Genomic DNA, 25,203 nt, shown 5'->3' on the forward strand with positions numbered 1-25,203 from the left:
TGGCGCCGCGCAGCGCCGGCATGCTCCCCCGCATGCTGGCGGGCGCCGCCTTGGTGCTGGCCATCACCGGCCTGTCTTCCCGCCTGGGCCCAGGCCTGAGCGGCCTGCTGGCCGTTTTTCCGGTACTGGGCAGCGTGCTGGCAGTATTCAGCCATCTCAGCGCCGGGCCGGCGGCCACCATACGCTTGCTGCGCGGCATGGTGCGCGGCTTCTATGCCTTCATCGCCTTTTGCGCGGCGCTCGCGCTCGGACCGCTGCCTTCGCCGGCGGCCTTCGCGCTGGCCCTGGCCGCCGCCGTCGCGGTTCAGGCCGCGGCGATGTGGCTGGGGCGCCATCGCCATTGAAGCGCAAACCGCCCCGCGGCCGGGGCCTGCGGGGCGGTTTGGGCAAAACAAGCCAGGATCAGCGCGCGCCGATAGGCAGGACAGTGCGGCCGTACTGCTCGTTCAGCACTGTGGCCATCGCCAGATAGATGGCGCTGGCGCCGCAGATGATGCCTTCGAAGCCCGCGATCATGCCGAGGAAGGCGCTGCCGGTGAAGTCGCGCGCCGCCAGCAAGAAAAACAGCACGGTCAGCGAGGCGAACACGAACTGCTTGACCCGCGGATAGCGGACCGTGCCGGCCAGCATGAACAAGGTAAACACGCCCCACAACAGCAGATACCAGGCCATATAGCCTTCCGGCGTGGCCTCGGCCACGCCCAGCTTGGGCAGCACCAGCAGCAACACCAGGCTCAGCCAGAACAGGCCATAGGACAGAAAGGCGGTGACGCCGAAAGTGTTGCCGCGGCGAAACTCCATGATGCCGGCGATGATTTGCGCCAGGCCGCCGTAACACAGGCCCATCGCCAACACCATGGCGCTGATCGGATAGAAGCCGGCATTGTGGATATTGAGCAGGATGGTGGTCATGCCGAAGCCCATCAGGCCCAGCGGGGCCGGATTGGCCAGGTTTTCACTCACAGAACGTTCCATATAAGTATGTGTTGATATTTTCAAAAAGGCGCGATTCTAGGCACAAGCGCCACAACGCACAAGCCGCCCGATCAAATGGCCGCGACTGGGATAAGATTGAATAGTGGCCGATTCGCCCCCATCTGGACGCCAAGCGCGGAGACGATTTCTATCCCTCCGCCGCGGCTGGTGGTAGCATGCCGCCCGGACTAGAGCAAAACCTCCAGAGCGCATTCACCTCTGCGCCCGCCGGACGCACAGGTGAATCCGTCCCGATATCCGCACAGGAAACCGCAATATGGACCGACTGCATACCCTGCTCGAACACAACCGCGCCTTCGTGGAAAACCGCGAGTACGAGCAATTCAAAACCGACAAGTTTCCCGGCAAGGGCCTGGCCATTCTGGCCTGCATGGACGCGCGCCTGGTGGAGCTGCTGCCCAAGGCCATGGGCCTGAAGAACGGCGACGTCAAGCTGATCAAGAACGCCGGCGCGCTGATCACCCACCAATGGGGTTCGGTGATGCGCAGCCTGATCGTCGCCGTCTACGAACTGCGCGCCGAGGAAATCTGCGTGGTGGCCCACCACGACTGCGGCATGCGCGCCATCGATCCGAACAAGGTGCTGGCCCACGCCCAGGAGCGCGGCGTCAGCGAAGAGACCATCGTCACCCTGCGCGGCGCTGGCATCGACCTGGACAACTGGCTGAAAGGCTTCGACAACGTTGCCGACAGCGTTCGCCATTCGGTGCACACCATACGCAACCACCCGCTGATGCCGAAAGACATCCCGGTGCACGGCATGGTGATCCACCCGTCCACCGGCCGCCTGGAAGTCATCGTCAACGGCTACGGCGAAGGCGAAAAGGCTGCCGCGCCCGAATGAGCCCACGCATCGGCGTCTTCGGCGGCACTTTCGACCCCATCCACCATGCGCACCTGCGCATGGCGCGCGCCTTCGCCGCCGAGCTGCAGCTCGATGAAGTCCGGCTGATCCCGGCCGGACAACCGTATCACCGCGACCGCGGCCCCCACGCCAGCCCGGCCCAGCGGCTGGACATGGTCAGGCTGGCCATCGCCGGCGACGCCGCGCTCAGCGCCGACGCGCGCGAAGTCCGGCGCGACCGGCCGGCCTACACCGTGGACACGCTGCGCGAACTGCGCGCCGAACTGGGCGACAAAGCCGAGCTATGGTTCCTGATAGGCGGCGACTCGCTGGCCGCGCTGGACCGCTGGAAGGACTGGCGCGAGCTGTTCCCGCTCGCCAATCTCGCCGTCGCCATGCGCCCCGGCTTCGATCCCGCCGCCCTTCCCCCCGTGATCCGCCAAGAATGGCAGGCTCGCCAAGTCTCTGATTTTTCAAATCGAACGGCTTCCGGTACAATCCGCCCCCTGGCCCTGCCGCCGTTCGACCTGTCCGCCACCGCGCTGCGCGCGCGCCTGGCCGCCGACGAAGCGGTGGACGGCCTGATCGCCCCCGCCGTGCTGGCCTACATCCGCCAACACGGCCTATACCGGTAAGGCATTGCCCTACCCGCTCTTTATTGGTACCTCTTGCCGGCTCCTGCGCCTGCTAAGTACCGGCACAGGAAAAGGAATCATGGAAATCCAAGAAATCAGCAAACTGGCAGTGGAAGCCCTGGAAGACATCAAGGGCAAGGACATCATCGAGCTGGATACCAGCAAACTCACCTCGCTGTTCCAACGCATGATCGTCGCCACCGGCGACTCCAACCGCCAGGTCAAGGCGCTGGCCAACAGCGTGCAGGTGAAGCTGAAGGAAGCCGGCGTGGACATCGTCGGCAGCGAAGGCCACGAAAGCGGCGAATGGGTGCTGGTGGATGCCGGCGACGTGGTGGTGCATGTGATGCTGCCGGCCGTGCGCGACTACTACGACATCGAGGCGCTGTGGGGCGGCCAGAAGCCCAGCTTCGCGCCCGGCGCCGGCAAGCCGTGGTCGTCCGTCTAAACGGCTGACCGAATGGGCGGGCGCCAAGCCCGCCCTTTGTTTTTCCTTTCCTCCCGCACGCCCCATGAAAATCACCATACTCGCCGTCGGCACCAAGATGCCGCGCTGGGTCGACGAGGCCTATTCCGACTACGCCAAACGCTTCGGCCGCGACATCGCGCTGGAGCTGAAAGAGATCAAGCCGGAGAAGCGCGGCGGCGGCGTCACCGCTGAAAAAGGCATCGCCGCCGAACACGAACGGCTGATCGCCGCCATTCCGCCGCGCGCGCGGCTGGTGGTGATGGATGAGCGCGGCAAGAACTGGACCTCGGTCAAACTGGCCGAAGGCCTAAAGGAATGGATGGCCGGCGGCGACGACGTGGTTTTCATCATCGGCGGCGCAGACGGACTGTCTCAAGAACTGAAACAGCGCGCCGACGTATTGCTGCAATTATCCGCGATGACGCTGCCGCACGGCATGGTGCGGGTGATGCTGGCCGAACAGATCTATCGCGCCTATTCGATACTGAACAATCACCCCTACCACCGGGAATAAGCAGCGCCTGAGTCGCGGTCGCTGTCTGGCTTGGAGACTGCTGCTTGCCTTTCTGCTTTATATGCTGGCATCGACCTATGCCTCTCTAGGCAGATACAGCCGTGCCAGCCCGCGCAAGCCGTAATAAACGAGTCACTGCGTTTGCTGCGCGAAACGGTCGGACAGTCAACCGGATAAAGTGCTGTCCAGCAGGCTGGCGCCGCGCAGCGGCATCAAGCCGTAATCGCCGTACATGGCAATGAAGTGAGTGCCGATATAGCCGTTAAGGAATGATGCTCTCAGACTAGCAAGCAGTCGGGCGCGACGACACGCCCGACGGATTTATCCACAGCTTTAAGCCAATTCCGAACTTATCCACAATTTTGCGGACAAGCCCGCAGCCTAGCTGGCCGAGGCCATGCGCCTCAGGCTTTGCGCCGTAGCTTGCAGCGCCATCTCTTCCTGCTCGGTCAACGCTCTTTCGCAATAGATCCGGCTTAGAAATAAAATGGCATCATTGCCATCCGGCTCTTCGGCATAGTCGGGATGGGCCTTGATTTCATCCAGCAGGCTGGCCGTAATCGGCGCCACATGGAAATGACAGCTAAAGCCGCTAGTGAAACCGAGTTTGTACAAGACAACCTTGTAAGGCAGATATGCCTGCCGCAGCAATATTTCAGCTTTTTTGAGCGCGCCACCCAGGTCTTGCAATGCCGCGCCACTTAGCTGATGCAGCTCGGCGGCCTGCTGCTTGGAGGACAGGATTAAATAGCCCGGATACCGGGCGTCGCGCCTATGGGTCGCTTGCCAATGATCGGTTTCAAAAATCCGCAGCGCACTCATACGCGCGCCTTGCAATTTTGCTGTTGTCGCATGAAACCCAGCAAGGCCTCCAGCCTGGCGGACAAGCCGCGCGACGCGGGCCACAGCAGTTGCAGCGACATGACCTCGCCGCGTTCGCTATTCAATAAGGGCCGCAGGCTGCCATCTTCCAGTTCGCGCAGGATGGAAATGTCCGGCAGGCAGGCGATGCCCTGTCCTCGCAATGCAAAATCCAGCCGCGCATGCACGCTGTTGCACACCAGCGCGCGCGGCCACTCGGCATCGACCAAGGGCCATGCCTCCAGTTTGCCGCTATTGGGCGAGCGGTAATGGATCAGCTGATGGTCGGCCAATTGCGCCGCGGAGGTCGGCATGCCATGCCGCGCCAGATAGTCCGGCGCGGCGACGATGAGGCGGCGGAATCCCGGCAAGGCCAGGCTGCGCAGCTTGCCTATGCCGCCCTCGCCCACCCGGATGGCCGCGTCGAAGCCTTCTTCGATGATGTCCACGTTGCGCTCGCTGTAATCCAGCTCCAGCGACACCTCGGGATAGCGTCGCCGGAAAGCCGCCAGCTCCGCCATCATCACTCCTCCTATCGGCGGCAAGCTCAAGCGCAACACGCCGCTAGGCCGGCTGCTGGACTGCTCCAGCTCCGCGCGCATCGCAGCGGCCTCTTCCAACATGCGCCTGCCTCGGCTCAATACCGTTTCCCCCTCCGCCGTCAGCGCCAATGCGCGGGTGCTGCGCTGCAGCAACCGCACGCCAAGCTCGGCCTCCAGCCGGCTGATCCGCTTGCCCACTGCCGACGCCGACACGCCCAATAGCCGCCCAGCGCCGACAAAGCTGCCCTGCTCGGCCACCGCGATGAAGACCGCCAATTCGCCCAATGAAGCCAGCACATGCCCTCCTTTCCCAAGCGGCAAGTGTAGCGCCATTCATGCCAAATGATTCCGCAAAGTGCGGAGCGCCGCCCGGCTGTTTCCCGTCGCCGCCGCCGTTTAGGCTGATGGTTTTCTTCCCTGCAAAGAGAGCCATGTCTGCTACTCGCCTGTTGAGCCCCGCCCTGTTGACGCTGGCGGCAGCCGCCTTCGCCATCGGCACTGCCGAATTCGTCATCATGGGATTGCTGCCCCTGATCGCCGCCGACCTGCGCATCGACCTGCCCCGCGCCGGCCATCTGGTTTCCGGCTATGCGCTGGGCGTGGTCGCCGGCGGCCCGCTGCTGGCCAAGCTGATCGCCCGCCAGGAAGAGAAACGCGCGCTGAGCGGACTGATGCTGATCTTCATCGCCGGCAATCTGGCCTGCCTGCTGGCGCCCAGCTTGTGGCTGCTGCTGCTGGCGCGGGTGCTTACCGCCCTCAGCCACGCCAGCCTGATCGGCGCGGCGGCGGTGATGGCGGCGCGGCTGGCCCCGCCCGGCATGGCCGGCCGAGCGATGGCGCTGATGTTCAGCGGCATGACGCTGGCCAATGTGCTGGGCGTGCCGGCTGGCGCCTGGCTGGGCCAATGGGCCGGCTGGCGCGCGACTTTCGCCGCGGTCGCCGCGCTGGGTTTGCTCACCCTGTTTTTGATCCGAAGGCTATTGCCGACGCAAGCCGGCGAAGCACGCAGCGGCAAGCCGCAAGCGCGTTTGCCGGCCCGCGCGTGGCTAGCGTTGCTGGCCAGCGTCTTGGCCGCCGCCAGCATGTTCGCTTTCTTCACCTATCTGGTGCCGACCTTGACCCAGGTCGGCGGCTTGCCAGAGAAGTACGCCAGCGCTGCCTTGCTGCTCTGCGGCGCAGGCCTGGTGGCGGGCGGCTGGCTAGGCGGCCGTCTGGCGGATGGCAAACTGGAGCGGGCCTTGATCCTGACCTTGGCCTGGCTGTGCGCCAGCCTGGCCGCTTTCCATCTGCTGGCGGCGCAGTTGGCCGCCGCGCTGGCACTGATGACGCTGTGGGGCGGTCTGGCTTTCGCGCTGTGCATGCTGCTGCAAGCACTGGCCATCCGCCTGGCGGGCGAGGCTGCGGAGCGGGCCTCCGCCTTCAATGTCGGGGCATTCAATCTGGGCAATGCCTTGGGCGCCTGGCTGGCGGGCCGGCTGCTGGAACATGGCGGCGCGCTGGCGCACACCAGCTTGTTGGCCGCAGGCTTGGCGGGACTGACTCTGCTGCTGGCGCTGTTCATCGCGCGCCATCCACGGGATAAAGACCACGCGCTGGCTCAAGCATAAAAAAACGGACCGCGAAAACGGTCCGTTTCTGAAGGATCTGGCAATCAGGCGGCCAGTTTCGTCGCCAGCGCCCGCATGGTCTGCCAGGGCTCGCCCGGCTCCACGCCCTTGATCTGGCGGTCTATGCGCGCGCACTCGGACAGCGCGTCCATCAGCTTGCGCGGGCCGATGCGGCGCAGCGCCGGCTCCGCCAACTTCTGCTTTTCGCCCCACAGCCTGAGCTCGCGCGCCATGTCCCGCAACTGGCGGCCGTCTTTCAGGCCCTGGCGCAGCTTGAGCAGCATGCGCACATCCTCGGCCAACGACCACAACACCAGCACCGGCGCCTCGCCTTCGGCCATCAGTCCGTCCAGCATCCGCATCAGCCGCGGCATGTCGCCGGACAACCAGGCTTCGGAAAGCTGGAACACGTCGAAGCGCGCCACATTGGCCACCGCCGCCTGCAAGTCGGCCAGGCTCAGCTCGCCCTTGGGATAGAGCAGCGCCAGTTTGTCCACTTCCTGCCGCGCGGCCAGCAGATTGCCTTCCACCCGGTCGACGAAAAACGCCAGCGCCTCCGCGCCCAGTTGCTGGCCCTGCGCCTTCAAGCGGCGGCTCATCCAGCCGGGCAGCTCGGCGCGCCCCACCAGTCTGGCTTCCACCACCTGCGCCGCCTTATCCAGCACGGTGAACCACTTGCTCTGCTGCTGCGCCTTGTCCAACTTGGGCAGGGTGATCAGGGTGATGGTGTCCTGCGGCGGCGCGGCGGCCAGCTTTTGCAGCGCCTCCGCGCCTTCCACGCCCGGCTTGCCGCCGGGAATGCGGATTTCCAAGAGCTTCAGCGAGGCGAACAGCGACACGCTGGACATGGAGTCGGCCAGCTGCGACCAATCGAAGCCGGCCTCCACCGTCAGCACCTCGCGCTCCAGATAGCCGGCCGCCTGGGCGGCCTGGCGCACCGCGTCAGCCGCCTCCAGCGCCAGCAGCGCCTCCTCGCCATGCACCAGGTACAAGGGCCCAAGGCCCTTGGCCAGCGCGGCGTTCAGCGCGTCAGGGCTGAGGGACGGCATCGGGCTTCACGCTCTGCCCGCCGGCCGGCGCGGCCGGCGGCGCTTTCAGATAAGCCAGGCGGCGCACGATCTGCTCGGCGGCGTCGCGGCGGGCATCGGTCCACAACAGCTCTTCCTCCTGCTGCTTGCCCAACACCTGGTTATCCGAATAGTTCATGCTGCGGCGCACCGTCGCCGTCATGTCCGGCTCCATCGGCACGCCGTTCAGCACCAGCCTGACGGTGGCCACATAGGTCAGCTGGTACTCATTGATCTTGCCGCCGGTATTGATGGTGAGAATGTCCTTGGACTGGCTCTCGTTCACTACGCTCAGCACAGCTTGCGCGCCCTTGGGCTGGTCCAGCAACGCGAGCTTGGGCTGGCGCGCCAGCACAGTGCGCAGATCGGACTCGATCGCCTTGCCGCCGGCCTCCAGATACAGCGAGGCAAAAGGCAAGGGCTTGATCGTGCCGCCCAGGCCGCGTAAATGGAAGCCGCAGGCGCTGAGCAGCAAAACGAAGCCGGCCAGCAGCGCGTAACGCAAAGATTGTTTCATTGCACCCCCCATGGCGGATGATCCGCCAGTCAAAACGGCGCGGGACAGCCATGCTGCCCCGCGCCGCGCGTCAGGATAGGATTAAACGACGATGTTCACCAAGCGGCCCGGCACCACGATGATCTTCTTAGCCGGCTTGCCTTCCATGAACTTGATCACGTTTTCGTGCGCCAGCGCGGCGGCTTCGATCGCGTCCTTGGACGCGTCCGCGGCCACAGTCACGCTGCCGCGCAGCTTGCCCGCCACTTGCACCATCAGTTCGATTTCGCTCTTCACCAGCGCGCTCTCGTCCACCTTGGGCCAGGATTGCGCCAGCAGCTCGGTGCCCGGCTTCAGCTCGTTCCAGATGCCGTCGCAGACGTGCGGCACGATGGGCGACAGCAGCAGGGTAGCGGCTTCCAGCACTTCCTGCGCCACGGCGCGGCCGGTTTCGCCCGCGGTGTCGGCCTTGTCGTAGGCGTTCAACAGCTCCATCACCGCGGCGATGGCGGTGTTGAACTGCTGGCGGCGGCCGTAATCGTCGGCCACTTTCTGGATGGTGCCGTGCAGCTTGAAGCGCAGCTCCTTCTGGCTGGCGTTCAGCTCGCCCGCGCTATACGGGGCGACCACGCCGGCTTCGACGTGCTCGCGCGCGCTCTTCCACAGGCGCTTCAGGAAGCGGAACGCGCCTTCCACGCCGGCGTCGGACCACTCCAGGCTCTGCTCCGGCGGCGCGGCGAACATCATGAACAGGCGCGCGGTGTCGGCGCCGTATTTCTCGATGAACTCCTGCGGGTCCACGCCGTTGTTCTTGGACTTGGACATTTTCTCGATGCCGCCCACCACCACCGGCTGGCCGTCGACGCGATGCGTGGCCGCCACGATCTTGCCCTTGGCGTCGCGTTCCAGGATCACATCCTGCGGCGCGATCCAGTCCTTGGAGCCGTTGGGCAGGTCGCGGTAGAAGGTTTCGCAGATCACCATGCCCTGGGTCAGCAGGCTCTTGAACGGCTCGTCCGACGACACCAGGCCTTCGTCGCGCATCAGCTTGTGGAAGAAGCGCGCGTACAGCAGGTGCAGGATGGCGTGTTCGATGCCGCCTACGTATTGGTCAACCTGCAGCCAGTAGTCGGCCGCCTTCTTGTCCACCATCGCGGTATCGCACTTGGGCGAGGCGTAGCGGGCGTAGTACCAGCTGGACTCGACGAAGGTGTCCATGGTGTCGGTTTCGCGCTTGGCCGCGCCGCCGCACTTCGGGCAGCTGGTTTCGTAGAATTCCGGCATTTTGGCCAGCGGGCTGCCGGCGCCGTCCGGGTGCACGTTTTCCGGCAGCGTCACCGGCAGGTCTTGTTCCGGCACCGGCACGTCGCCGCAGCTGGCGCAATGGATGATGGGGATAGGGCAGCCCCAGTAGCGCTGGCGGCTGATGCCCCAATCGCGCAGGCGGTACTGGGTTTTCTTGGCGCCGGCGGACTTGGCTTCCAGATCGGATACGATGGCGTCAAAGGCGGCGGAGAAGCCCTTGCCATCGTATTTGCCGCTGTGGATGGTGCGGATGGAATCATCCTTGGCGGCGTACCAGTCTTGCCAAGCCTTGGCGTCAAAATCGTTCTCGCCCTCAACCTTGGCGTAAATCTGCTTGATGGCCAAGCCGTATTTGTTGGCGAACTCGAAATCGCGCTCGTCATGCGCCGGCACGGCCATCACCGCGCCTTCGCCATAGCCCCACAGCACGTAGTTGGCCACCCATACCGGCAGCTTGTCGCCGGTCAGCGGATGAATGACGAACAGGCCGGTGTCCATGCCCTTCTTTTCCATCTTGGCCACGTCGGCCTCGGCGACGGAGCCGGACTTGCATTCGGCGATGAAGGCCTGCAGCTCGGCATTGCCGGCCGCGGCCTGGGTGGCCAGCGGGTGTTCGGCGGCCACGGCGACATAAGTGGCGCCCATCAGCGTGTCCGGACGGGTGGTGTAGACCTTCAACTCGCCGCCGTGGCCGATGCTGGCCTCGTCATACGGGAACACCACGTCGGAGCCGTAGCTCTTGCCTATCCAGTTGCGCTGCATGGTCTTGACCTGCTCCGGCCAGCCGTCCAGCTTGTCCAGGTCTGCCAGCAGCTGCTCGGCGTAGTCGGTGATGCGGAAGTAGTACATCGGGATTTCGCGCTTTTCCACCAGCGCGCCCGAGCGCCAGCCGCGGCCGTCCACCACTTGCTCGTTGGCCAGCACGGTGTGGTCCACCGGGTCCCAGTTGACCACGCCGTTCTTCTTGTAGATCACGCCCTTTTCGAACAGGCGGGTGAACAGCCACTGCTCCCAGCGGTAGTAGTCCGGCTTGCAGGTGGCCAGCTCGCGCTCCCAGTCCAGGGCGAAGCCCAGGCTGTCCAGCTGGGTCTTCATGTATTCGATGTTGGCGTAGGTCCACGCCGCCGGCGCGCCGCCGTTCTTCATCGCCGCGTTCTCGGCCGGCAGGCCGAAGGCGTCCCAGCCCATCGGTTGCAGCACGTTGAAGCCCTGCAGCCGCTTGAAGCGGGCCAGCACGTCGGTGATGGTGTAGTTGCGCACATGACCCATGTGCAGCTTGCCGGACGGGTACGGGAACATCGACAGCGCGTAATACTTGGGACGCGACGCGTCTTCCACGGCCTTGAAGGCGGCAGTATTCTGCCATTTCTGCTGGGCGGCGGCTTCCACCGCGCGCGGGCTGTATTGTTCTTGCATGGCGATCTTTGTCTGGACTCTGAAATACAAAAGGCGGGCTGCCCGGAGCGCGATCCGCGCGCATGCATCCGGTCAGCCCGTCCGCAAAATGATTGCCCCATTATAACGGCGTCTTCGCGTCGGCGATAAGACCCGAAAAACAAATGCTTGGCGCGACGCCTCAGAGGCAGGGCTTGAGTCCCCAGCCCTTGCGCCCGCGCCGGCAGGAGAAGTCCTCCTTCACCGCGCGCAGCGTCCAGACGTTCTCTTCGCGGCTGAGCGCGAAGCGCTGGCGCACGCCCTTGACGCTGTCGTCCATCATCCCCTCGCGGATCAGCGTGATGCCGGCCCGGTCGAACGCCTCCGGCCGGCTGGTCTGGACAACCTTCAGCGTGGCGTACTCGAAGCGTCCATCCTCGCCCAGGCGGTTCTTGGCGAAACGCAGCGCCACCTCCAGCGGCAGCTCGCCCGGCTGGCCGGCGAAGGGCAGCCTGGCCTCGTCGCTGTAGGCGAAGGCCGTCGGCGCCGCCGCCAGCATGCCCGCCACGCACACAATCGCGCTTCTCAACACGCGTCGTCCTTTCACTGTCGGTCAAACCGGTTCGACCACAGGCAAGCCGACAAGGTTGCAGAAGACCTCAGCCGCGCAACAGGCTGTACAGCATCTCGCTGGCCATCGCCGCCATCAACGCGGCGAAAGCTTTTTTCAATTTGGGCACCGGCAGCCGGTGCGCGGCCTTGGCGCCGACCGGCGCCAGCAGCACCGTCATCAGCATCAGCGCCAGCATCGCCGGCAGATAAATAAAACCGACTGCGCCGGGCGGCAATCCCGCCGCGCCCCAGCCGCTGTACAAGTAGCCGACCGCGCCGGACACGGCGATCGGCCAGCCCAGCGCCGCGCTGGTGGCGATGGCGGTATGCACCGGCACATTGCACCAGCTCATGAAAGGCACGCTCATCGAGCCGCCGCCGATGCCCACCCAGCTGGAAATCATGCCGATGATGCTGCCGGCGGCCCCCTGCCCGGCCCAGCCCGGCATGCCCAGCCCGCCCTTGGGCTGGCGTCCGGCCAGCATCTGCAGCGCCACCGCGTAAGCGTAGGCGACGAAGAACCAGCGCAGCGCCAGGCCGGAAATCCAGCCGGCGATCAGACTGCCCAAGAGCGTGCCCGCCACCATCGCCGGCGCCATGCTGCGCACGATCCCCCAGTCCACCGCGCCCTTCTTGTGATGCGCGCGCACGCTGGACAGGCTGGTGAACACCATCACCGCCAGCGAAGTGCCCACCGCCAGGTGCTGCGCGTGCTCGCCGCCCAGACGCGCGGCGGACAGCACCGCCAACACCACCGGCACGATGATCAGGCCGCCGCCCACCCCCAGCAGGCCGGCCAGAAAACCGGCCACCGCTCCGCAAGCCAGCAACGCGGTCCAAAGCTCAATCGACAACATGCCCGCTCCTTTTACCGATATCGGCTTCCATCATGCCAAAGAATCCCCCCGCTTCGCGCTTGGCGGAACACTCTCGCCATTTTGACGGCGAAGCCAGCGCCGGCGGATCGCCCGGTTGCATGGCTCCGACCAATAGCGGGCGGCCAGATGCGCCAACAACGCCGACGCCGCCACAAACGCGCACAACAGCGGCAGGCGCTCCCAATAACCGATGCTTCCCTTAGGCAGCAGATTGCGCAAGCCGGCCAGCACCACGATATGCAGCAAGTACAACTCATAACTGTGCCGACCCAGCCAGCGCAGCGGACGCGTCGCCCGCTCGCGCCAGCCATCCAGCGCCGGCGCGCGCGCCGCGCCCAGCAAGAACATCGCGCTGGCCAGCGCCACCCAGCTGAAGCCGAACACCTGGTTGCCGGCGATGCCCCGCAGATACACCCCGCCCAGCGCCAGCAAACCCGCCCAGCGCAGCAGCCGGGCCTGGCCGTCGGCCAGCCGGACTCGATGGGCGGCCAAGGCGGCCAGACAACCGATGGCGATGGCGTCGAAACAGGCCAGATAGCCGTACAGGTAATCGATCTCGTTGTCCGGATGCGCCGCCCGGTAAAGCGGCCCGGCGACGATCAGCAGCAGGCAGACCGCCGCCAGCAGCCAGGTCCGCCTCAGCGCGAGACACAGCAGAGGCAGCGCCAGGTAGAACACCTCCTCCACCGACAGCGACCAATAGACGTTCAGGCAATAGTTGAAGTAGCCCACCGACTGCATCAGCAGATTGTGCCAAAAGGTCAGCACCGAGCCGGCCGCCACCCAAAAGTACGAGGCTGGCAAATGGTGGCCGCCGTCGGTATTGCTGAAATGGGGCAGGCCCAGGCGGCCCAGCGCCACGATGAGCGCCAGCGTCGGCACCAGTAAAGGCATGATGCGGGCGAAGCGCTGTACGTAGAAAGCGCGGATATCGATGGCTGGCAGGCTGCCCCAGCGCCGCTGCGACTGCGACACGATCAGGAAGCCGGACACGACGAAGAACATCGTCACGCCGTAATTGCCGTTGCGCGCCAGCGCGCCCAGCAAGGGCGCCGACAGCAAACTGCCCAAAAGGCTGTCCTTGAGACCATACGCCAGCATGAAGTGCAGCAGCAGCACGCAGCCGATGGCGATGCCGCGCAGGCAATCTATGCGCGGATTGCGCGTTTCGATGGAAGACATGGCGCATCCCGGAATAGAAACGCCAAAATATTACACAGGAATATCCGCGCGCCAAGCATCAACGAGGCTGGCCCACGCCGAGCAAGTCCATCAGATACGCCCACTCCTCCGCCGTCACCGGCGTGATGGACAGCCGGTTGCCGCGCTTGAGCACGGTCATGCCCTCCAGCAGCGGATGCCGGCGCAACTCGGCCGGCGACACCAGCCGCGTCTTTTTGACAAAGCGGACATCCACGCACAGCCAGCGCGGATTGGCCGGATCGGACTTGGCGTCGAGGTAGGGGCTGGCCGGGTCGAACTGGCTGGAGTCCGCATGCGCCGTCGCCGCCACTTCGGCGATGCCGGCGATGCCCGGCTCCGGGCAGGACGAATGCCAAAACAGCAGCAGATCGCCGGGCCGCATGTCGTCGCGCATGAAGTTGCGCGCCTGGTAGTTGCGCACGCCAGTCCATTCGAACAGCCGCGCCGGCTCTGCGGCCAGGTGGTCGATCGAGGTTTCATCGGGCTCAGACTTCATCAGCCAGTAGCGCATGGGCAATATCCGTTAATCGCTGGGGGAAAAGGGCAAAACTTGCTCAATCTTACTGGAAAGATTGGCTCGTATGCTGGTTTCAACGGAGCAGGCGCTCGCCCTGTCCGCAAGCCAGGGAGCATGCAGATGAAAACGTGGATATTGGCCGTTATCGCGATAGGCAGCCTGGGCGGCTGCGTGGTGGCGCCGCCTTATGTCGCGCCGGCGCCGGTGGCGGTGCGCCCGGTCGTGGTGGTGCCGATGGCGCCGGTCTTTGTCTATGGGCCGCATGACCGCTGGCGTTAAAACCGCCTCCCGCGCCCCGCATCTGGCGCTACGCCAGGCGACTCAGCGGCGCGTCCGCCCAATAGGCCAAACCTAATCCAGCCAGCGCCACAGCTGCGCCAGCGCCGCCAGATTGGCCAAAGCGCCCAGCCAGAACAGCAGGCGGAACGGCTGCTTGCGCGTCTTGTGCCGGAAGCAGCGCCGCGCCAGCCAGCCGCCGGGCCAGCCTCCCGCCAGCCCCAGCAACAGCAAGGTAGCCTCCGGCGTACGCCATTGTCCGGCGCGCGCCGCCCGCTTGTCCCGCCAGTACGCCGCAAACGTCAGCAGGCTGGCCGCCGCCAGCCAGATCGATAGCGCCTGAACCATCCTCATCGCTCCAAATGCATGAAATTCGTCCAATTTCAGAATGTTCGAATTTTGTAAGGCGTGTTTACCATATTCTCGCCAGTCCGCGCCCCAGCCGCCCTTATGATGGTTCGCACAAAAACGATGCCCCGGCGAGTCCGGGGCTTGCACGTTCAACGACTCGGGAGAAACCGTCCCATGACGACCGCCACCACGCAGGCGCCTGCCGCCAGCGGCGCCATGCCGCGCCAGATCGCCTATATCATCGGCAACGAGGGCTGCGAGCGCTTCAGCTTCTACGGCATGCGCAACATCCTCACCGCCTTCCTCACCACCTCGCTGCTGCTGTATCTGCCGGAAGACATGCGCGCCGGCGAGGCCAAGCACATCTTCCACAACTTCATGATAGGGGTGTATTTCTTCCCGCTCTTGGGCGGCTGGCTGGCCGACCGGCTCTGGGGCAAGTACAACACCATCGTCGCCTTCAGCCTGCTATATTGCGTCGGCCACGCCTGCCTGGCGCTGTTCGAGAACAATCTGACCGGCTTCTACGCCGGCCTGGCGCTGATCGCCATAGGTTCCGGCGGCATCAAGCCCTGCGTATCCTCGTTCTGCGGCGACCAGTTCAATGAATCGAACAAGCATCTGGCCAAAGTGGTGTTCGACTCATTCTACTGGATCATCAACTTCGGCTCGCTGTTCGCCTCGCTGTTGATGCCGGTCTTCCTGAAATCGTACGGCCCGTCGGTAGCCTTCGGCATTCCGGGCGTGCTGATGTTCATCGCGCTGGCGATTTTCTGGCTGGGCCGCAAGCATTACACCATTCTGCCCCCCGCGCCCAAAGACCCGCATTCATTCTGGCAAGTGCTCAAATCCGGCATTCTGTCGCCGGCCAACGGCCGCCGCGGCGGCTGGCTGTTCGCCGCCGGCGTGGCGCTGGCCATCTATGGCAGCCTGAACCTGGGCCAAGGCCTGGTGGCCGGCTTCTGCCTGGCCTTGGTGTTGGTGCTGTTCAGCGCCAGCCTGGCCGCCTGGTGGCAACTGGACGCGCTGCGCGACCGCCATCCGGAAGAGGCGCTGCAAGGCGTGCGCGCCGTGCTGCGCATTCTGATCATCTTCGCGCTGGTGACGCCGTTTTGGTCGCTGTTCGACCAGAAGGCTTCCACCTGGGTGATCCAGGCCGGCTTCATGAGCAAGCCGGAGTGGTTTGCGCCGTCGCAGATGCAGGCGCTGAATCCGGCGCTGGTGATGATGCTGATCCCGTTCAACAACCTGGTGCTGTACCCGGCGCTGCGCCGCATGGGCGTCGAACCCACCGCGCTCAAGCGCATGACCGCCGGCATCGTGTTCAGCGCGTTGGCCTGGATCGTAGTGGGCATGATGCAGCTGCATCTGGACAGCGGCGACGCCTTGTCCATCGCCTGGCAGATCCTGCCTTACGCGCTGCTGACCATGGGCGAGGTGCTGGTTTCGGCCACCGGCCTGGAATTCGCCTACAGCCAGGCGCCGCTGTCGATGAAGGGCACCTTGATGAGCTTCTGGGGCCTGTCCACCACCGTCGGCAATCTGTGGGTGCTGCTGATCAACGCCGGCGTGGCCAGCGCCGCGATGAAGAGCACGGTATCGGCCAGCGGCCTGAGCCTGGAGGCCTTCCTGATGTTCTTCTTCGCCGGCATCGCGCTGTTCGCCGCGCTGGTCTTCGGCCTGTACGCCCGCCGTTACCGCGAGGTCAGCCACTACCGGGCGGCGTGATCCTAAGTGGCCGGTCCGGCCAGCGGCAGCCGCCGCAGGCCGGATTCGGTCAATAGATAATCCAGCCGCACGTCCCACGGCTCGCGCGGCACCGCGTCCACCAGCTGGCAATCGAAGGCCACGCCCACCAATAGCGGACCGCTGCCCTGCGGATGGCGGCGGCGGAAGGCCAGGGTGGTGTCGTAGAAGCCGCCGCCCTGCCCCATCCGATAACCTTCCCGGTCCACCCCCAGCAGGGGCACGAAGAGCAGGTCCAGCTTTTCCGCGCGCCGCCGCGCGCCGCCGTATTCCAGAATCCGATAGCGCGGGTGCAGATACCAGCGGTCCGCCGCGCCCAGGCGGGTGAACCACAAACGGCGGCCGCGGCGCGGGATCTGCGGCAAATACACTTCGCCGCCGCGCCACAGCGCCTCGTTCAGCAATTCGGAAAGGTCCAGCTCTGAGCCGGCGGCCAGGTAGCCGCCTACGCGCTTGCCGCGCCTGAGCAGCCTTGCTGCATGGCGGACGATGGCGCGCGCGGCCGCGGCGCGGTAGGCCGGCGATAGGGCCATGCGGGCGCGCCGTATGCTGCGCCGCAATGCGGGCTTGTCCAGGGGGGCGATGGGGAGTGTCATCGGGGGTGGGGAGCCCCCCGCGAGTGCCGTTCGGGCAAAATTCGCTTGTACCCTGTTTCCAGGAGGGGCCGCCTGCCAGACATTTCGGGCGCGTCCTCAAGGGACGCGTCACACCCATGTCTCACGCTGGCAGCCAGAAGCGAACGCATTGGTACAAAGGAATTGTGTGCCTTCACGAACACCGCAGGGGAGAAACTTGCCTGTCGCGCGCCGTTCTTTCAGAACAGCGGCTGTTGGCTCTGGCGAAGCGCCTCGTCGGCCGCCTCGCCCATGCCGCGTATTTTACGCTGAAACGCCGCCATCTCCAAGCCCTCTCCGACTTTCGTCTTCAGAAGGTCGTGCGCGATGTTCAGCGCCGCCATGATGGCGATCTTGTCCGCGTCCATCACCTTGCCGTGTTGCTGGATAGTGGCGATCTTGCCCTCCAGCAAACGCACCGCCTCCAGCAGCGTGTCCTGCTCGCCCGCAGGCGTGCCTATGGTGAAATGGCGGCCCAACAGTTCGATGTCGACCTGAACCACGTCGCTCATTGCTCTTTCTCCGGCGCAGCCGGCAGGCGCGCCATCAGCGCCGCCACCCGGTTGCGGGTTTCGTTGACGCGGAAATTCAGCTCGGCGTTTTCCTTCAGCGCTTCGGACAGCGCCTCGGCGAAACGGCCGTTCTGGCTTTCCAGCTCCCGGATGCGGACGATCAGCGCCGCGACGCGGGACTCAAGGTATTCCAGTTCATTGTCCATGGCGGCGAGGATAACGGGCGGCTACCTGGCCGTCAAACCCAGCCGTTGCCTCGCCTCGTCCAGGCGGCCGCACAGGGCCGCCGCGCCATCCACCAGCCGCGGGCCGGGAATGCTGACGGCGTCGTCGGACAACGTGAACAGCGCGCCGCTGGCCACGGCCGGCAAGGCTTTCCAACGCCGCCACATGTCCAGCGCCGCGCCGTCCGCGGCGATGATGGCCTGTGGCTGCGCCGCCACGACCGAGGCGGTGGAAACCTGCGGCGCCGGCACGGGCAGATCAGCGAACACGTTGACGCCGCCGCAGGCGCGGATCAGCGCGTCGATATAGCTCTTGCCGCTGACGGTGAAAATGGGCGAGGGACTGAGTTGGTAGAACACCCGCACCGGCGCCCGGCCGCCGTAACGCTGCTGCAGCGCGGCCAGCCGCTGGCGGTATTGCAGGGCGGCGCGCTCTGCGGCCGCCTCGGTGCCGGCCAGCCGGCCCAGCTTGCCGATTTCCAGCGCCACATCGCCCGGCTGCAGCGGGTGGCTGACGAATACCGGCACGCCCAGCCGCTTCAGCCGCTCCACCTCGCGCGCCGCGCCGCCGTCCCGCCAGGCCACCACCAGATCCGGCCGCTGGCGCATCACCGCCTCCAGGCTGAAGCCGGTATAGCCGCCCACCCGCGGCAGCTTCTTGGCCGCTTCCGGATGGTCGCTGTAATCAACGGCGGCCACCACCTTGTCGCCGGCGCCGGCGGCGAACAGCAACTCGGTGGCGTGCGGCACCAGGCTGACGATCCGCTGTGCCGGCCGGGCCAGCGTCACCGTCTGCCCCGCGCCGTCCTCGACGCTGATCGCCGCCTGGGCCGCGCCGGCCAGCAGCCAAGCCGACAGAAGCAGCGCGCGCCTCATGCCTGCCCGCCCTTCAGGGGCAGCGGCAGGCCGCAGGCCACCAGCGTCACCCGGTCGCAGCGCGCGGCCACCAGCTGGTTGAGCCGGCCTAGTTCATCGACGAAGCGGCGCGTTTCGGCATCCGCCGCCACCACGCCCCAGCCTACCTCGTTGGTCACCAGCAGCGCCCCGCCCTTGAGCCGGCCCAGCGCCGCCAACAGCGCGTCGCGCTCCACCACGAACTCGGTTTCGTCGAAGCCGGACGCGCCGAAAAAGCGCATCAGCCACATGCCCAGGCAATCGACCACCAGCATGCCGCCGGCGCGGTCATGCGCGGCGACCGCGGCGGCCAGGCCGCGGCCGGATTCGGCCAGGCCCCAGTGCTTGGGCCGCTGGGCGCGATGCCGATCCACGCGGCGCGCGAACTCGGGGTCCCGCACCTCGGCGGTGGCCAGATAACACACCGGACCGCCATGCTGGCGGGCCAGTTCCTCTGCGTGGCGGGTCTTGCCGCTGCGGGCGCCGCCGGTGATCAGGTGGGGCATGACGATTCCTTACTGGCTGTAACGGACGCCGATGAAAGCGCCCAGTCCTCCCGTGTTGTAACCATAGGCCGTTTCGTATTCGCGATCGAATAGATTGTCGATCCGCGCCGTGGCGGTCCAGTTCTTGGCGAAGCGGTAGTTCGCGTAGGCATTGGTCACGCCGTAGCCGTGCAGGGCTTTGGCCTCGGTGTTGAATGTATCGCCTGCGCGGCGCGACGCGACTTGCTGTTCCACACCCAGCGTCCATTTATCCCATTGTTTCGAGGCCGAAAAGTTGGCGCTTTGGCGCGGGCGGTTGCTCAGCCAATTGCCGGTCTTGTCGTCGCGTGCATCCAGCAATGTCAAATTGCCCTGCCAATCGATACCCAACCACTGCCCGCCCGCCTCAACGGTCAGTCCGCGAATTGTCGCGCTGGCCACATTGGCTGGACTCCACGATGAGAATGGATTTACAGGATCGACTGGCGCCCACTGAATCAATTGCTCTACCTTGTTCTGGAACAGGGTCAGGCTAGCCGAGCGGCCAGCCTTCCGGTACTGCACGGCCAGTTCAGTGTTTTTGGAAGTTTCCGGCTTCAAATTAGGATTGCCGCTGTCCGGGTAATAGAGATCGTTGAACGAGGGAGCCTTATAGCCCGTGCCAAAACTTACGCGCGCCAACCAACCATCGGCGAAACGATAACCATAGTCTGCCTTGCCGGTAATCTTGCCGCCGAACTGGTCGTCATGGTCGTTTCGAACGCTAGCCTGCAACAGATGGCTGCCCAAATCCAACTGGTAATTCGCGAAAACAGCATTCACGATTCTAGTATCTTTAACGTAAACGCCATCACTAGCAATTTTCTGATCCTGATGGGTTGCGCCAAAAACAAACACGCCAATTTTCGTGCTTAGGTCGTTTTGCCACAACCATTCATTCTGCGTCGTCTCAAAGAAACTAGCGCGCTGGTTGAAATTACCATCATGGAAATCCTCAGACTTATCCTGGCTTCGCGCAAAACGTAATGTACTTGTCCAGACACCGTTAAACTGGTTTTTCGACTCGATGCTTTGTCCGGTCAAACGCGACTTGGAACGGTCTTGACCGGTCCAGTTGCTACTGTAATCGATATCCGCTTGGGAAAACGTCTGAAACAAACGAACTGTCAGATCATGGCCGGGCAAAAGTGTCTGCGTCACGTTAGCGGCATAACCGTCATTACGATACCCATCATTATCGGGATTGTAATAGCCGACGTTACGCTGATTGGTCGCCGAAAAACCATCGGACTGGGCATGATTCAGTTGTAGGCTGTAGGCGGTATTTCCGTTCTTACCGTTCACCCCTGCGGTCAATTTCCCAGTGCCGCGACTGCCGACCTCTAGGCCCGCATTAACATGCAACCCATCCTCAGCTTGGCGCGTAAAAATCTGGATCACGCCGCCAATGGCGTCGGCGCCGTATAGGCTGGAAGCCGGGCCGCGCAGGACTTCGATGCGGTCAATCTGCTCCAGCGGGATATTCTGGATAGCCGTGGTGCCCAAGGTCGCCGATGACATGCGTACGCCATCCACCAGCACTACGGTATGGTTAGAATTCGTTCCTCGCATGAAGATGCTGCTATTGGAACCGGGACCGCCATTAGTCGTGATGCTGATCGCCGCCTGGCGCGACAACACCTGTTGCAAGGTCTGCGCGCCGCTTTCTTCGATCTCATCTCGCGTGATCACGGTGGCGTCGGCCAGGGTTTTGGACAGCGGCTGCGCGACGCGGCTCGCCGTCACGATCACCGGATCGCCGGCGAACTGGGGAACATCATCGGCCAGGGCCAGGCCGGAACAGGCCAGCGCTGCCAGCGCGGCGCAGGGTTGAAGCTTGAACATGAGGGCACACTCCACGATAAGGGCGACGTTGAGTGCGAAGAGGACAACAACAGCAAAGGACGACACGGGTAGACCGGAACGCCTGTCGGATCGCCTCCCCGCGATTCTTCAGCATGGGCCCGGCTTCCGGCCGGGCATGCAGGCCGGTCTCCGGGCTCGGCCATGCCGGCGACGCGCCTTCCCATCCTTGTGGACAGTGGCTCGCTGCGTCGCCCGGGCGCAGTCGCGCCAGGCCTTACCGTTGCGGGGGCAGCGCCGGTTTCGCACCGGCTTCCCGTTTCATCCGCGCGCCGGACTTCAGCCTGGCCGCGCGGACACCTGCAAGGCGGCGATTATAACCCGCCGGGCTTTTGGCGGCACCGGCCAAGCAGTAATATGCTTAGAGTCCGACGCCGGCACGCGCGCCGTCGACCTCTTTCTGATCATTCCATAGCAGCAGGCCAGAACATGAACAGCAGCAAACCCCTGGATCTTTCCGCCCGCAACGCCGCCCGCGCCCGCCAGGCCACGCTTACCAAGCCGCCCGGCAGCCTGGGCCAGCTGGAGGACTTGGCCTGCCGCTTCGCCGCCTGGCAGGGGCGCGCCAAGCCGGAGGCGCCGCGCCCGGCCATCACCGTGTTCGCCGGAGACCACGGCGTCACCGTGGAAGGCGTATCCGCCTTCCCGTCCGCCGTCACCACTGAAATGGTGCGCAACTTCGCCAACGGCGGCGCGGCCATCTGCGTGCTGGCGCGCGCGCTGGACGCGCGGCTGGAGGTGGTCGACGCGGGCGTGGCCGGCGATGTATCCGCCCTGCCCATCGTCCATGCCAAGGTGCGCGCCGGCAGCCGCAACCTGGCCAAGGAAACGGCGATGAGCGCCGAGGAAACCTCGGCCGCGCTGGAAGTCGGCCGCGCCGCCGCCCGCCGCGCGGTGGAGGCCGGCGCCAATCTGCTGATCGCCGGCGACATGGGCATAGGCAATACCACCGCGTCGGCCGCGCTGATTTGCCGGCTGACCGGCGCCTCCCCCGAGCTGGTGGTGGGCCGCGGCACCGGCATAGACGACATCGGCCTCGCCAACAAGCTGCGCGTGGTCAAGACCGCGCTGGCCAGAGTGGCCTGGGAGAATCTCAGCGGCCAGGACACGCTGGCGGAGCTCGGCGGCCTGGAAATCGCCGCCATGGCCGGCTTCTACCTGGAAGGCGCGCGCTTGGGCGTGCCGTCGCTGATCGATGGTTTCATCGCCAGCGCCGCCGCGCTGTGCGCCAAATCCATGGAGCCCTCGCTGCATGACTGGCTGTTGGCCAGCCACCGCTCGGCCGAGCCCGGCCACGACCACGCTCTGGCTGCCTTGCAGCTGCCGGCGCTGGTGGACCTGGGCATGCGCTTGGGCGAAGGCTCCGGCGCCGCCGTCTGCGTGCCGCTGCTACAACTGGCGGTGCGGCTGCACAACGAGATGGCCACTTTCGAGGAGGCCGGCATCAGCGGCAAATCCGCATGAACCCCTACACCCTGACCCTGCTGCGCCATGGCGACATCGATCACGACGGCCGGCTGATCGGCCTGACCGACCTGCCATTGACCGAGCTGGGCCAGCGGCAGTTGGCCTCCAGCTGGCGCCGCATCAGCGGCCTGGCCCCGGTCACCGCCATCGCCACCTCGCCGCTGCAGCGCTGCCGCGAGTTCGCGGTCCGCCAGGCGCTATGCGGATCGCTGACCTTGCGGGTGGACCCGCGCTTCGCCGAGATGGACTTCGGCGACTGGGACGGCCAGCCGGCGTCCGAGCTGGAGCGCGCCAGCCCGGGCTGGGGCGCCGCACTGGCCGAAGGCCGGTTCTGCCCGCCCGGCGGCGAAAGCTTCGAGCAGTTCCGCACCCGCGTGCTTGCCGGCCTGGCCGACTGGATGACCGAGGCGCGCGGCAGCCACCGGCTGCTGGTGACCCACGGCGGCGTGATCACGGCGCTGATGGCGGAACTCTTGGGCACCGAATTCTCGGTGGCCAGGCTGATGACGGTGCAGCGCGGCGGCTTCGTCCAGCTGTCCATGCTGGAAGGCCACCCGGCCTACCTGCTGCGGCTGGAGTCTCCATGCGAGGACTGATCCTGGCGGTGCAGTTCCTCACCCGCCTGCCCACGCCGCAGCTGGCGGAGTTCAAGCCCGAGTGGCTGGCCGCCAGCGCGCGCTGGTTTCCCGCAGTCGGCGTCATCGTCGGCGCGCTGCTGCTGGCGGCCCTGCATCTGGGCAGCCTGATCGATCCCTGGCTGGCGGCGCTGCTGGCGCTGCTGGTCTGGGTGGGCGTCACCGGCGGCCTGCATCTGGACGGACTGGCCGATCTCGCCGACGCGCTGGGCGCGGCACACCGCTCGCGCGAGCGCTTCTTCGAGGTGTTGAAAGACCCGCATCTGGGCAGCTTCGGCGTTCTCTCCCTGATCCTCGCCATCGCCGCCAAGCTGGTGCTGCTGATGCTGATCGCCCGCCAGGGCGGCCTGGCCTGGGGCTTGCTGCTGGTTCCCGCTTGGGCGCGCGGCTTCGCGGTCATCTGGTCCGCCACGTTGCCGGCCATCGCGCCGGGCAGCGGCGAACGCTTCTCCTGGCGCAAGGACTGGGCCGGCATGGGCTTGAACCTGACCGCCTTGCTTGTCTTGTCTGCCTGGCTGGCCCCGGCGCTGCTGCCGGCCCCGCTGGCCGGCCTGGCCTGGTGGCTGTTCCTGAAGCGCCGCCTGGGCGGCATGACCGGCGACTGCCTGGGCGCGGGGGTAGAGATTGGCGAGATCGCGATGCTGGGCTTGTTGCTATGTCGAGTGCCAGGGTGGATTTGAAACACGCCATCCAAAGCGTGAAACCGCACCGCCCCACCCCTCTCCCCATCAGCGCAAGCCGGCGCCGCGCTGTCGGGGTCGCCTATGGATGCCTGCGTGCGAATCTTTGATTCGCTCAGCGATAGGCGCTGGCGAGACAGCTCTCCGACCTGCTCGGCGGGCAGCCCCGCCATGAGATCATCCGGTCCGCGCAGCGGACGCCCCACTGCTTTTCAATGCCTCAATAAAAACGCCGCTCCTTCTTTCAAAGGAACGGCGTCATTCTCGGGACTTAAACCGCTTGCAGCTTGCCTTCCGCCTTCTTGTTGCGCATCAGGCACAGCATGTCACGGGCGATGTGCGCGGCGGCGAGGGCTGTGATTTCGCTCTGGTCGTAGCTCGTGGCCACTTCCACCACGTCCATGCCTTCCAGATTGCAAGTGTAGTTGCGAAGGACAGCACGCCGGCGTAGGTGTTTTCGATGAAGGAGCCGTACAGGCTCTGACAGCGGATGGCGCCATCGCCGTAAATCATTTCATCACTCATGCCACTCTCCAATCGAGAGTACGCTGCCTGCGGCCAAGACATTGATTCCACATGACTTCGCAGCGATTGCCGTCCATCTTGCCCAATCGACGGCTTGAGGCTGCCGCGCCCCGCGGCACGGAAACCCGAAGTGTGCCGCGATGAGGCGATACGTTCAAGTGAAGACTATGCGGCGGCGGCGGCGGAACGGCGCGCCGCCAAACGGCCTCGCCACCAGCGCCAGCGCAGTTTGACGTCGTACCAGGCGGGCCGCAGGCCCAACAGGAACAAGAACAGCGCCAAGGGCAGCGTAAAGCCGAAACCGAGGTGTTTGAAGCCCAGCGCCCCTACCACGCCGCCGACAAAGAAAGCCAGCAGGATCAGCGCGTAGACGCGGAATTTCTTGCGATTGGAGCGGATGGCCGCCACGCGCGGGTTGGCCTGCCGGTTGAAGTAACTCATCTTGGCCAGTTCGATGCCCAGGTCGGTGGCGATGCCGGTCATATGCGTGCTGCGCAACAGCCCGCCGGACAGCTTGGTGACGATGGTATTGTGCATGCCCATGATGAAGCACAGCAGCATCACCGTCGGCGGCGTGAACAGGCCCTTGTGCAACGACAGCCCGGCGCCGAGCAGGCCGAACACCAGCAACAGCAGCGCCTCCTCCATCATCGACACGCCGTAGCCGCCGCGCAGCCGCTGCCGCCGCGCCCACAGAATCAGCCAGGTGCTGTGCATGGCCCCGCCGACAAAGCAGCACAACATCACCAGCAATGACAAGGCCAGGCGGATCTCGCCGGTCGCCCAGGCGTCGGCCATGCCGGAGACGATGCCGGACACATGCGAGGTGTAGCGGTGCACGGCCAGGAAGCCGCCTGCATTGAGGGCGCCGGCGATGAAGGCCATGGACCAGCCCAGCTGGCGCAGCACTTTGTCGTTGAAGCGGCCGCGGTCTAGCAGCCGGGTGATATGGAAATGTCGGGCCATTGGGTT

At 65.3% G+C, this 25,203-nt stretch carries 29 protein-coding genes, 1 other RNA gene, 1 pseudogene and 1 riboswitch; of the genes and pseudogenes, 11 read left to right on the plus strand and 20 right to left on the minus strand.

The window, feature by feature from the left end; genetic code table 11:
• Window positions 1-344, plus strand: a 344-nt coding sequence (locus C2I19_RS14400) for a hypothetical protein (protein ID WP_233201211.1), incomplete at its 5' end; no start/stop codon positions are given.
• Window positions 345-402: 58 nt separating this feature from the next.
• Here C2I19_RS14400 and C2I19_RS14405 read toward each other — a convergent pair.
• A complete protein-coding gene (locus C2I19_RS14405; RefSeq protein ID WP_103903424.1) occupies window positions 403-963 on the minus strand; it encodes an acetate uptake transporter in 561 nt (186 codons plus the stop codon).
• 289 nt (window positions 964-1,252) lie between these two features.
• Between C2I19_RS14405 and C2I19_RS14410 the strand changes: the two genes are divergently transcribed.
• From C2I19_RS14410 to rlmH, 4 genes are all read left to right on the plus strand, one after another.
• Window positions 1,253-1,840 (plus strand): beta-class carbonic anhydrase, encoded by a 588-nt coding sequence (locus tag C2I19_RS14410; RefSeq protein WP_103903387.1) that lies wholly within the window; start codon window positions 1,253-1,255, stop codon window positions 1,838-1,840.
• Window positions 1,837-2,475 (plus strand): nicotinate-nucleotide adenylyltransferase, encoded by a 639-nt coding sequence (gene nadD / locus C2I19_RS14415; RefSeq protein WP_103903388.1) that lies wholly within the window; start codon window positions 1,837-1,839, stop codon window positions 2,473-2,475. Before C2I19_RS14410 ends, nadD begins: the two co-directional genes overlap by 4 nt.
• Before the next feature lie 79 nt (window positions 2,476-2,554).
• Window positions 2,555-2,923 carry a ribosome silencing factor gene (gene rsfS / locus C2I19_RS14420; RefSeq protein ID WP_103903389.1) on the plus strand — a complete coding sequence of 123 codons (369 nt, stop codon included), beginning with the start codon at window positions 2,555-2,557 and terminating at the stop codon, window positions 2,921-2,923.
• 64 nt (window positions 2,924-2,987) lie between these two features.
• Window positions 2,988-3,458, plus strand: a complete 471-nt coding sequence (rlmH, locus tag C2I19_RS14425; protein WP_103903390.1) for a 23S rRNA (pseudouridine(1915)-N(3))-methyltransferase RlmH — start codon at window positions 2,988-2,990, stop codon at window positions 3,456-3,458.
• A gap of 381 nt (window positions 3,459-3,839) precedes the next feature.
• On the opposite strand, the gene C2I19_RS14430 is transcribed toward rlmH, so the two are convergent.
• Both C2I19_RS14430 and C2I19_RS14435 read right to left on the minus strand, forming a co-directional pair.
• Window positions 3,840-4,280 (minus strand): HIT family protein, encoded by a 441-nt coding sequence (locus tag C2I19_RS14430; protein ID WP_103903391.1) that lies wholly within the window; start codon window positions 4,278-4,280, stop codon window positions 3,840-3,842.
• The gene (locus C2I19_RS14435; RefSeq protein ID WP_199181195.1) at window positions 4,277-5,158 is read right to left on the minus strand and encodes a LysR family transcriptional regulator; all 882 of its coding nucleotides are present in this window, start codon (window positions 5,156-5,158) and stop codon (window positions 4,277-4,279) included. The genes C2I19_RS14430 and C2I19_RS14435 overlap by 4 nt, the downstream gene beginning before the upstream one ends.
• 134 nt (window positions 5,159-5,292) lie before the next feature.
• Between C2I19_RS14435 and C2I19_RS14440 the strand changes: the two genes are divergently transcribed.
• Window positions 5,293-6,468: an MFS transporter gene (locus tag C2I19_RS14440; RefSeq protein ID WP_158253716.1), complete on the plus strand. Its 1,176-nt coding sequence runs from the start codon at window positions 5,293-5,295 to the stop codon at window positions 6,466-6,468.
• 44 nt (window positions 6,469-6,512) lie between these two features.
• Here C2I19_RS14440 and holA read toward each other — a convergent pair whose 3' ends face one another.
• The 7 genes from holA to C2I19_RS14475 all read right to left on the minus strand — a co-directional run bounded on the left by holA (window position 6,513) and on the right by C2I19_RS14475 (window position 13,914).
• Window positions 6,513-7,517 (minus strand): DNA polymerase III subunit delta, encoded by a 1,005-nt coding sequence (gene holA, locus C2I19_RS14445; protein WP_103903393.1) that lies wholly within the window; start codon window positions 7,515-7,517, stop codon window positions 6,513-6,515.
• Window positions 7,498-8,052 (minus strand): LPS-assembly lipoprotein LptE, encoded by a 555-nt coding sequence (locus C2I19_RS14450; protein WP_103903394.1) that lies wholly within the window; start codon window positions 8,050-8,052, stop codon window positions 7,498-7,500. The genes holA and C2I19_RS14450 overlap by 20 nt, the downstream gene beginning before the upstream one ends.
• Before the next feature lie 81 nt (window positions 8,053-8,133).
• A complete protein-coding gene (gene leuS / locus C2I19_RS14455) occupies window positions 8,134-10,752 on the minus strand; it encodes a leucine--tRNA ligase (protein ID WP_103903395.1) in 2,619 nt (872 codons plus the stop codon).
• Window positions 10,753-10,912: 160 nt separating this feature from the next.
• Window positions 10,913-11,299: a hypothetical protein gene (locus C2I19_RS14460; protein ID WP_146056824.1), complete on the minus strand. Its 387-nt coding sequence runs from the start codon at window positions 11,297-11,299 to the stop codon at window positions 10,913-10,915.
• Between the two features lie 70 nt (window positions 11,300-11,369).
• Window positions 11,370-12,179 carry a sulfite exporter TauE/SafE family protein gene (locus C2I19_RS14465; protein WP_103903397.1) on the minus strand — a complete coding sequence of 270 codons (810 nt, stop codon included), beginning with the start codon at window positions 12,177-12,179 and terminating at the stop codon, window positions 11,370-11,372.
• Between the two features lie 30 nt (window positions 12,180-12,209).
• Window positions 12,210-13,382 (minus strand): acyltransferase family protein, encoded by a 1,173-nt coding sequence (locus C2I19_RS14470; RefSeq protein ID WP_103903398.1) that lies wholly within the window; start codon window positions 13,380-13,382, stop codon window positions 12,210-12,212.
• Between the two features lie 58 nt (window positions 13,383-13,440).
• Entirely contained in the window at window positions 13,441-13,914 is a 474-nt protein-coding gene (locus tag C2I19_RS14475) for an EVE domain-containing protein (protein WP_103903399.1), read from the minus strand.
• A 126-nt stretch (window positions 13,915-14,040) separates the two neighbouring features.
• Between C2I19_RS14475 and C2I19_RS22030 the strand changes: the two genes are divergently transcribed.
• Window positions 14,041-14,199, plus strand: coding sequence for a hypothetical protein (locus tag C2I19_RS22030; RefSeq protein WP_158253717.1), 159 nt, complete (start codon window positions 14,041-14,043; stop codon window positions 14,197-14,199).
• A gap of 72 nt (window positions 14,200-14,271) precedes the next feature.
• On the opposite strand, the gene C2I19_RS14480 is transcribed toward C2I19_RS22030, so the two are convergent.
• Window positions 14,272-14,544 (minus strand): DUF1294 domain-containing protein, encoded by a 273-nt coding sequence (locus C2I19_RS14480; protein ID WP_103903400.1) that lies wholly within the window; start codon window positions 14,542-14,544, stop codon window positions 14,272-14,274.
• A gap of 177 nt (window positions 14,545-14,721) precedes the next feature.
• Between C2I19_RS14480 and C2I19_RS14485 the strand changes: the two genes are divergently transcribed.
• Complete coding sequence (locus C2I19_RS14485) at window positions 14,722-16,275, plus strand: POT-type proton-dependent oligopeptide transporter (protein ID WP_103903401.1); 1,554 nt, start codon at window positions 14,722-14,724, stop codon at window positions 16,273-16,275.
• A 2-nt stretch (window positions 16,276-16,277) separates the two neighbouring features.
• Here C2I19_RS14485 and C2I19_RS14490 read toward each other — a convergent pair whose 3' ends face one another.
• The 7 genes from C2I19_RS14490 to C2I19_RS14520 form a co-directional block, all read right to left on the minus strand.
• A complete protein-coding gene (locus tag C2I19_RS14490) occupies window positions 16,278-16,889 on the minus strand; it encodes a 5-formyltetrahydrofolate cyclo-ligase (protein WP_103903402.1) in 612 nt (203 codons plus the stop codon).
• Between the two features lie 10 nt (window positions 16,890-16,899).
• A non-coding RNA gene (gene ssrS, locus C2I19_RS14495) (6S RNA) lies at window positions 16,900-17,082 on the minus strand.
• Window positions 17,083-17,107: 25 nt separating this feature from the next.
• Window positions 17,108-17,419, minus strand: a complete 312-nt coding sequence (locus tag C2I19_RS14500; RefSeq protein WP_103903403.1) for a cell division protein ZapA — start codon at window positions 17,417-17,419, stop codon at window positions 17,108-17,110.
• Entirely contained in the window at window positions 17,416-17,625 is a 210-nt protein-coding gene (locus tag C2I19_RS14505) for a hypothetical protein (RefSeq protein ID WP_103903404.1), read from the minus strand. The genes C2I19_RS14500 and C2I19_RS14505 overlap by 4 nt, the downstream gene beginning before the upstream one ends.
• Window positions 17,626-17,646: 21 nt before the next feature.
• On the minus strand, window positions 17,647-18,519 hold the full coding sequence (locus C2I19_RS14510) for a cobalamin-binding protein (RefSeq protein WP_103903405.1): 873 nt from the start codon (window positions 18,517-18,519) through the stop codon (window positions 17,647-17,649).
• On the minus strand, window positions 18,516-19,043 hold the full coding sequence (gene cobU, locus C2I19_RS14515; protein WP_103903406.1) for a bifunctional adenosylcobinamide kinase/adenosylcobinamide-phosphate guanylyltransferase: 528 nt from the start codon (window positions 19,041-19,043) through the stop codon (window positions 18,516-18,518). The genes C2I19_RS14510 and cobU overlap by 4 nt, the downstream gene beginning before the upstream one ends.
• A 9-nt stretch (window positions 19,044-19,052) precedes the next feature.
• Window positions 19,053-20,906, minus strand: a complete 1,854-nt coding sequence (locus tag C2I19_RS14520) for a TonB-dependent receptor domain-containing protein (RefSeq protein ID WP_103903407.1) — start codon at window positions 20,904-20,906, stop codon at window positions 19,053-19,055.
• A gap of 124 nt (window positions 20,907-21,030) precedes the next feature.
• Window positions 21,031-21,243, minus strand: a riboswitch (cobalamin riboswitch).
• Between the two features lie 110 nt (window positions 21,244-21,353).
• Here C2I19_RS14520 and cobT point away from each other — a divergent pair.
• From cobT to cobS, 3 genes are read left to right on the plus strand one after another with little or no spacing between them, the layout of a single operon-like run.
• Entirely contained in the window at window positions 21,354-22,388 is a 1,035-nt protein-coding gene (cobT, locus tag C2I19_RS14525) for a nicotinate-nucleotide--dimethylbenzimidazole phosphoribosyltransferase (protein WP_103903408.1), read from the plus strand.
• Window positions 22,385-22,987 (plus strand): histidine phosphatase family protein, encoded by a 603-nt coding sequence (locus C2I19_RS14530; RefSeq protein WP_103903409.1) that lies wholly within the window; start codon window positions 22,385-22,387, stop codon window positions 22,985-22,987. The genes cobT and C2I19_RS14530 overlap by 4 nt, the downstream gene beginning before the upstream one ends.
• Window positions 22,975-23,706 (plus strand): adenosylcobinamide-GDP ribazoletransferase, encoded by a 732-nt coding sequence (gene cobS / locus C2I19_RS14535; RefSeq protein ID WP_103903410.1) that lies wholly within the window; start codon window positions 22,975-22,977, stop codon window positions 23,704-23,706. Before C2I19_RS14530 ends, cobS begins: the two co-directional genes overlap by 13 nt.
• 271 nt (window positions 23,707-23,977) lie before the next feature.
• Here cobS and C2I19_RS14540 read toward each other — a convergent pair.
• Window positions 23,978-24,121 (minus strand): annotated as a pseudogene (locus C2I19_RS14540) (arginase family protein); the annotation flags it as partial.
• A 275-nt stretch (window positions 24,122-24,396) separates the two neighbouring features.
• Window positions 24,397-25,197 (minus strand): YoaK family protein, encoded by an 801-nt coding sequence (locus C2I19_RS14545; protein ID WP_103903411.1) that lies wholly within the window; start codon window positions 25,195-25,197, stop codon window positions 24,397-24,399.
• Between the last annotated feature and the right edge of the window lie 6 nt (window positions 25,198-25,203).

This window comes from Chromobacterium alticapitis (assembly GCF_002924365.1).
GTDB classification, from domain to species: Bacteria; Pseudomonadota; Gammaproteobacteria; order Burkholderiales; family Chromobacteriaceae; genus Chromobacterium; species Chromobacterium alticapitis.

Coding starts and splice junctions, on each gene's coding strand:
- C2I19_RS14410 (WP_103903387.1), top strand. CDS start 1,253: ATGGACCGACTGCATACCCTGCTCGAACACAACCGCGCCTTCGTGGAA.
- nadD (WP_103903388.1), top strand. CDS start 1,837: ATGAGCCCACGCATCGGCGTCTTCGGCGGCACTTTCGACCCCATCCAC.
- rsfS (WP_103903389.1), top strand. CDS start 2,555: ATGGAAATCCAAGAAATCAGCAAACTGGCAGTGGAAGCCCTGGAAGAC.
- rlmH (WP_103903390.1), top strand. CDS start 2,988: ATGAAAATCACCATACTCGCCGTCGGCACCAAGATGCCGCGCTGGGTC.
- C2I19_RS14430 (WP_103903391.1), bottom strand. CDS start 4,280: ATGAGTGCGCTGCGGATTTTTGAAACCGATCATTGGCAAGCGACCCAT.
- C2I19_RS14440 (WP_158253716.1), top strand. CDS start 5,293: ATGTCTGCTACTCGCCTGTTGAGCCCCGCCCTGTTGACGCTGGCGGCA.
- holA (WP_103903393.1), bottom strand. CDS start 7,517: ATGCCGTCCCTCAGCCCTGACGCGCTGAACGCCGCGCTGGCCAAGGGC.
- C2I19_RS14450 (WP_103903394.1), bottom strand. CDS start 8,052: ATGAAACAATCTTTGCGTTACGCGCTGCTGGCCGGCTTCGTTTTGCTG.
- leuS (WP_103903395.1), bottom strand. CDS start 10,752: ATGCAAGAACAATACAGCCCGCGCGCGGTGGAAGCCGCCGCCCAGCAG.
- C2I19_RS14465 (WP_103903397.1), bottom strand. CDS start 12,179: ATGTTGTCGATTGAGCTTTGGACCGCGTTGCTGGCTTGCGGAGCGGTG.
- C2I19_RS14470 (WP_103903398.1), bottom strand. CDS start 13,382: ATGTCTTCCATCGAAACGCGCAATCCGCGCATAGATTGCCTGCGCGGC.
- C2I19_RS14475 (WP_103903399.1), bottom strand. CDS start 13,914: ATGCGCTACTGGCTGATGAAGTCTGAGCCCGATGAAACCTCGATCGAC.
- C2I19_RS22030 (WP_158253717.1), top strand. CDS start 14,041: ATGAAAACGTGGATATTGGCCGTTATCGCGATAGGCAGCCTGGGCGGC.
- C2I19_RS14480 (WP_103903400.1), bottom strand. CDS start 14,544: ATGGTTCAGGCGCTATCGATCTGGCTGGCGGCGGCCAGCCTGCTGACG.
- C2I19_RS14485 (WP_103903401.1), top strand. CDS start 14,722: ATGACGACCGCCACCACGCAGGCGCCTGCCGCCAGCGGCGCCATGCCG.
- C2I19_RS14490 (WP_103903402.1), bottom strand. CDS start 16,889: ATGACACTCCCCATCGCCCCCCTGGACAAGCCCGCATTGCGGCGCAGC.
- C2I19_RS14500 (WP_103903403.1), bottom strand. CDS start 17,419: ATGAGCGACGTGGTTCAGGTCGACATCGAACTGTTGGGCCGCCATTTC.
- C2I19_RS14505 (WP_103903404.1), bottom strand. CDS start 17,625: ATGGACAATGAACTGGAATACCTTGAGTCCCGCGTCGCGGCGCTGATC.
- C2I19_RS14510 (WP_103903405.1), bottom strand. CDS start 18,519: ATGAGGCGCGCGCTGCTTCTGTCGGCTTGGCTGCTGGCCGGCGCGGCC.
- cobU (WP_103903406.1), bottom strand. CDS start 19,043: ATGCCCCACCTGATCACCGGCGGCGCCCGCAGCGGCAAGACCCGCCAC.
- C2I19_RS14520 (WP_103903407.1), bottom strand. CDS start 20,906: ATGTTCAAGCTTCAACCCTGCGCCGCGCTGGCAGCGCTGGCCTGTTCC.
- cobT (WP_103903408.1), top strand. CDS start 21,354: ATGAACAGCAGCAAACCCCTGGATCTTTCCGCCCGCAACGCCGCCCGC.
- C2I19_RS14530 (WP_103903409.1), top strand. CDS start 22,385: ATGAACCCCTACACCCTGACCCTGCTGCGCCATGGCGACATCGATCAC.
- cobS (WP_103903410.1), top strand. CDS start 22,975: ATGCGAGGACTGATCCTGGCGGTGCAGTTCCTCACCCGCCTGCCCACG.
- C2I19_RS14545 (WP_103903411.1), bottom strand. CDS start 25,197: ATGGCCCGACATTTCCATATCACCCGGCTGCTAGACCGCGGCCGCTTC.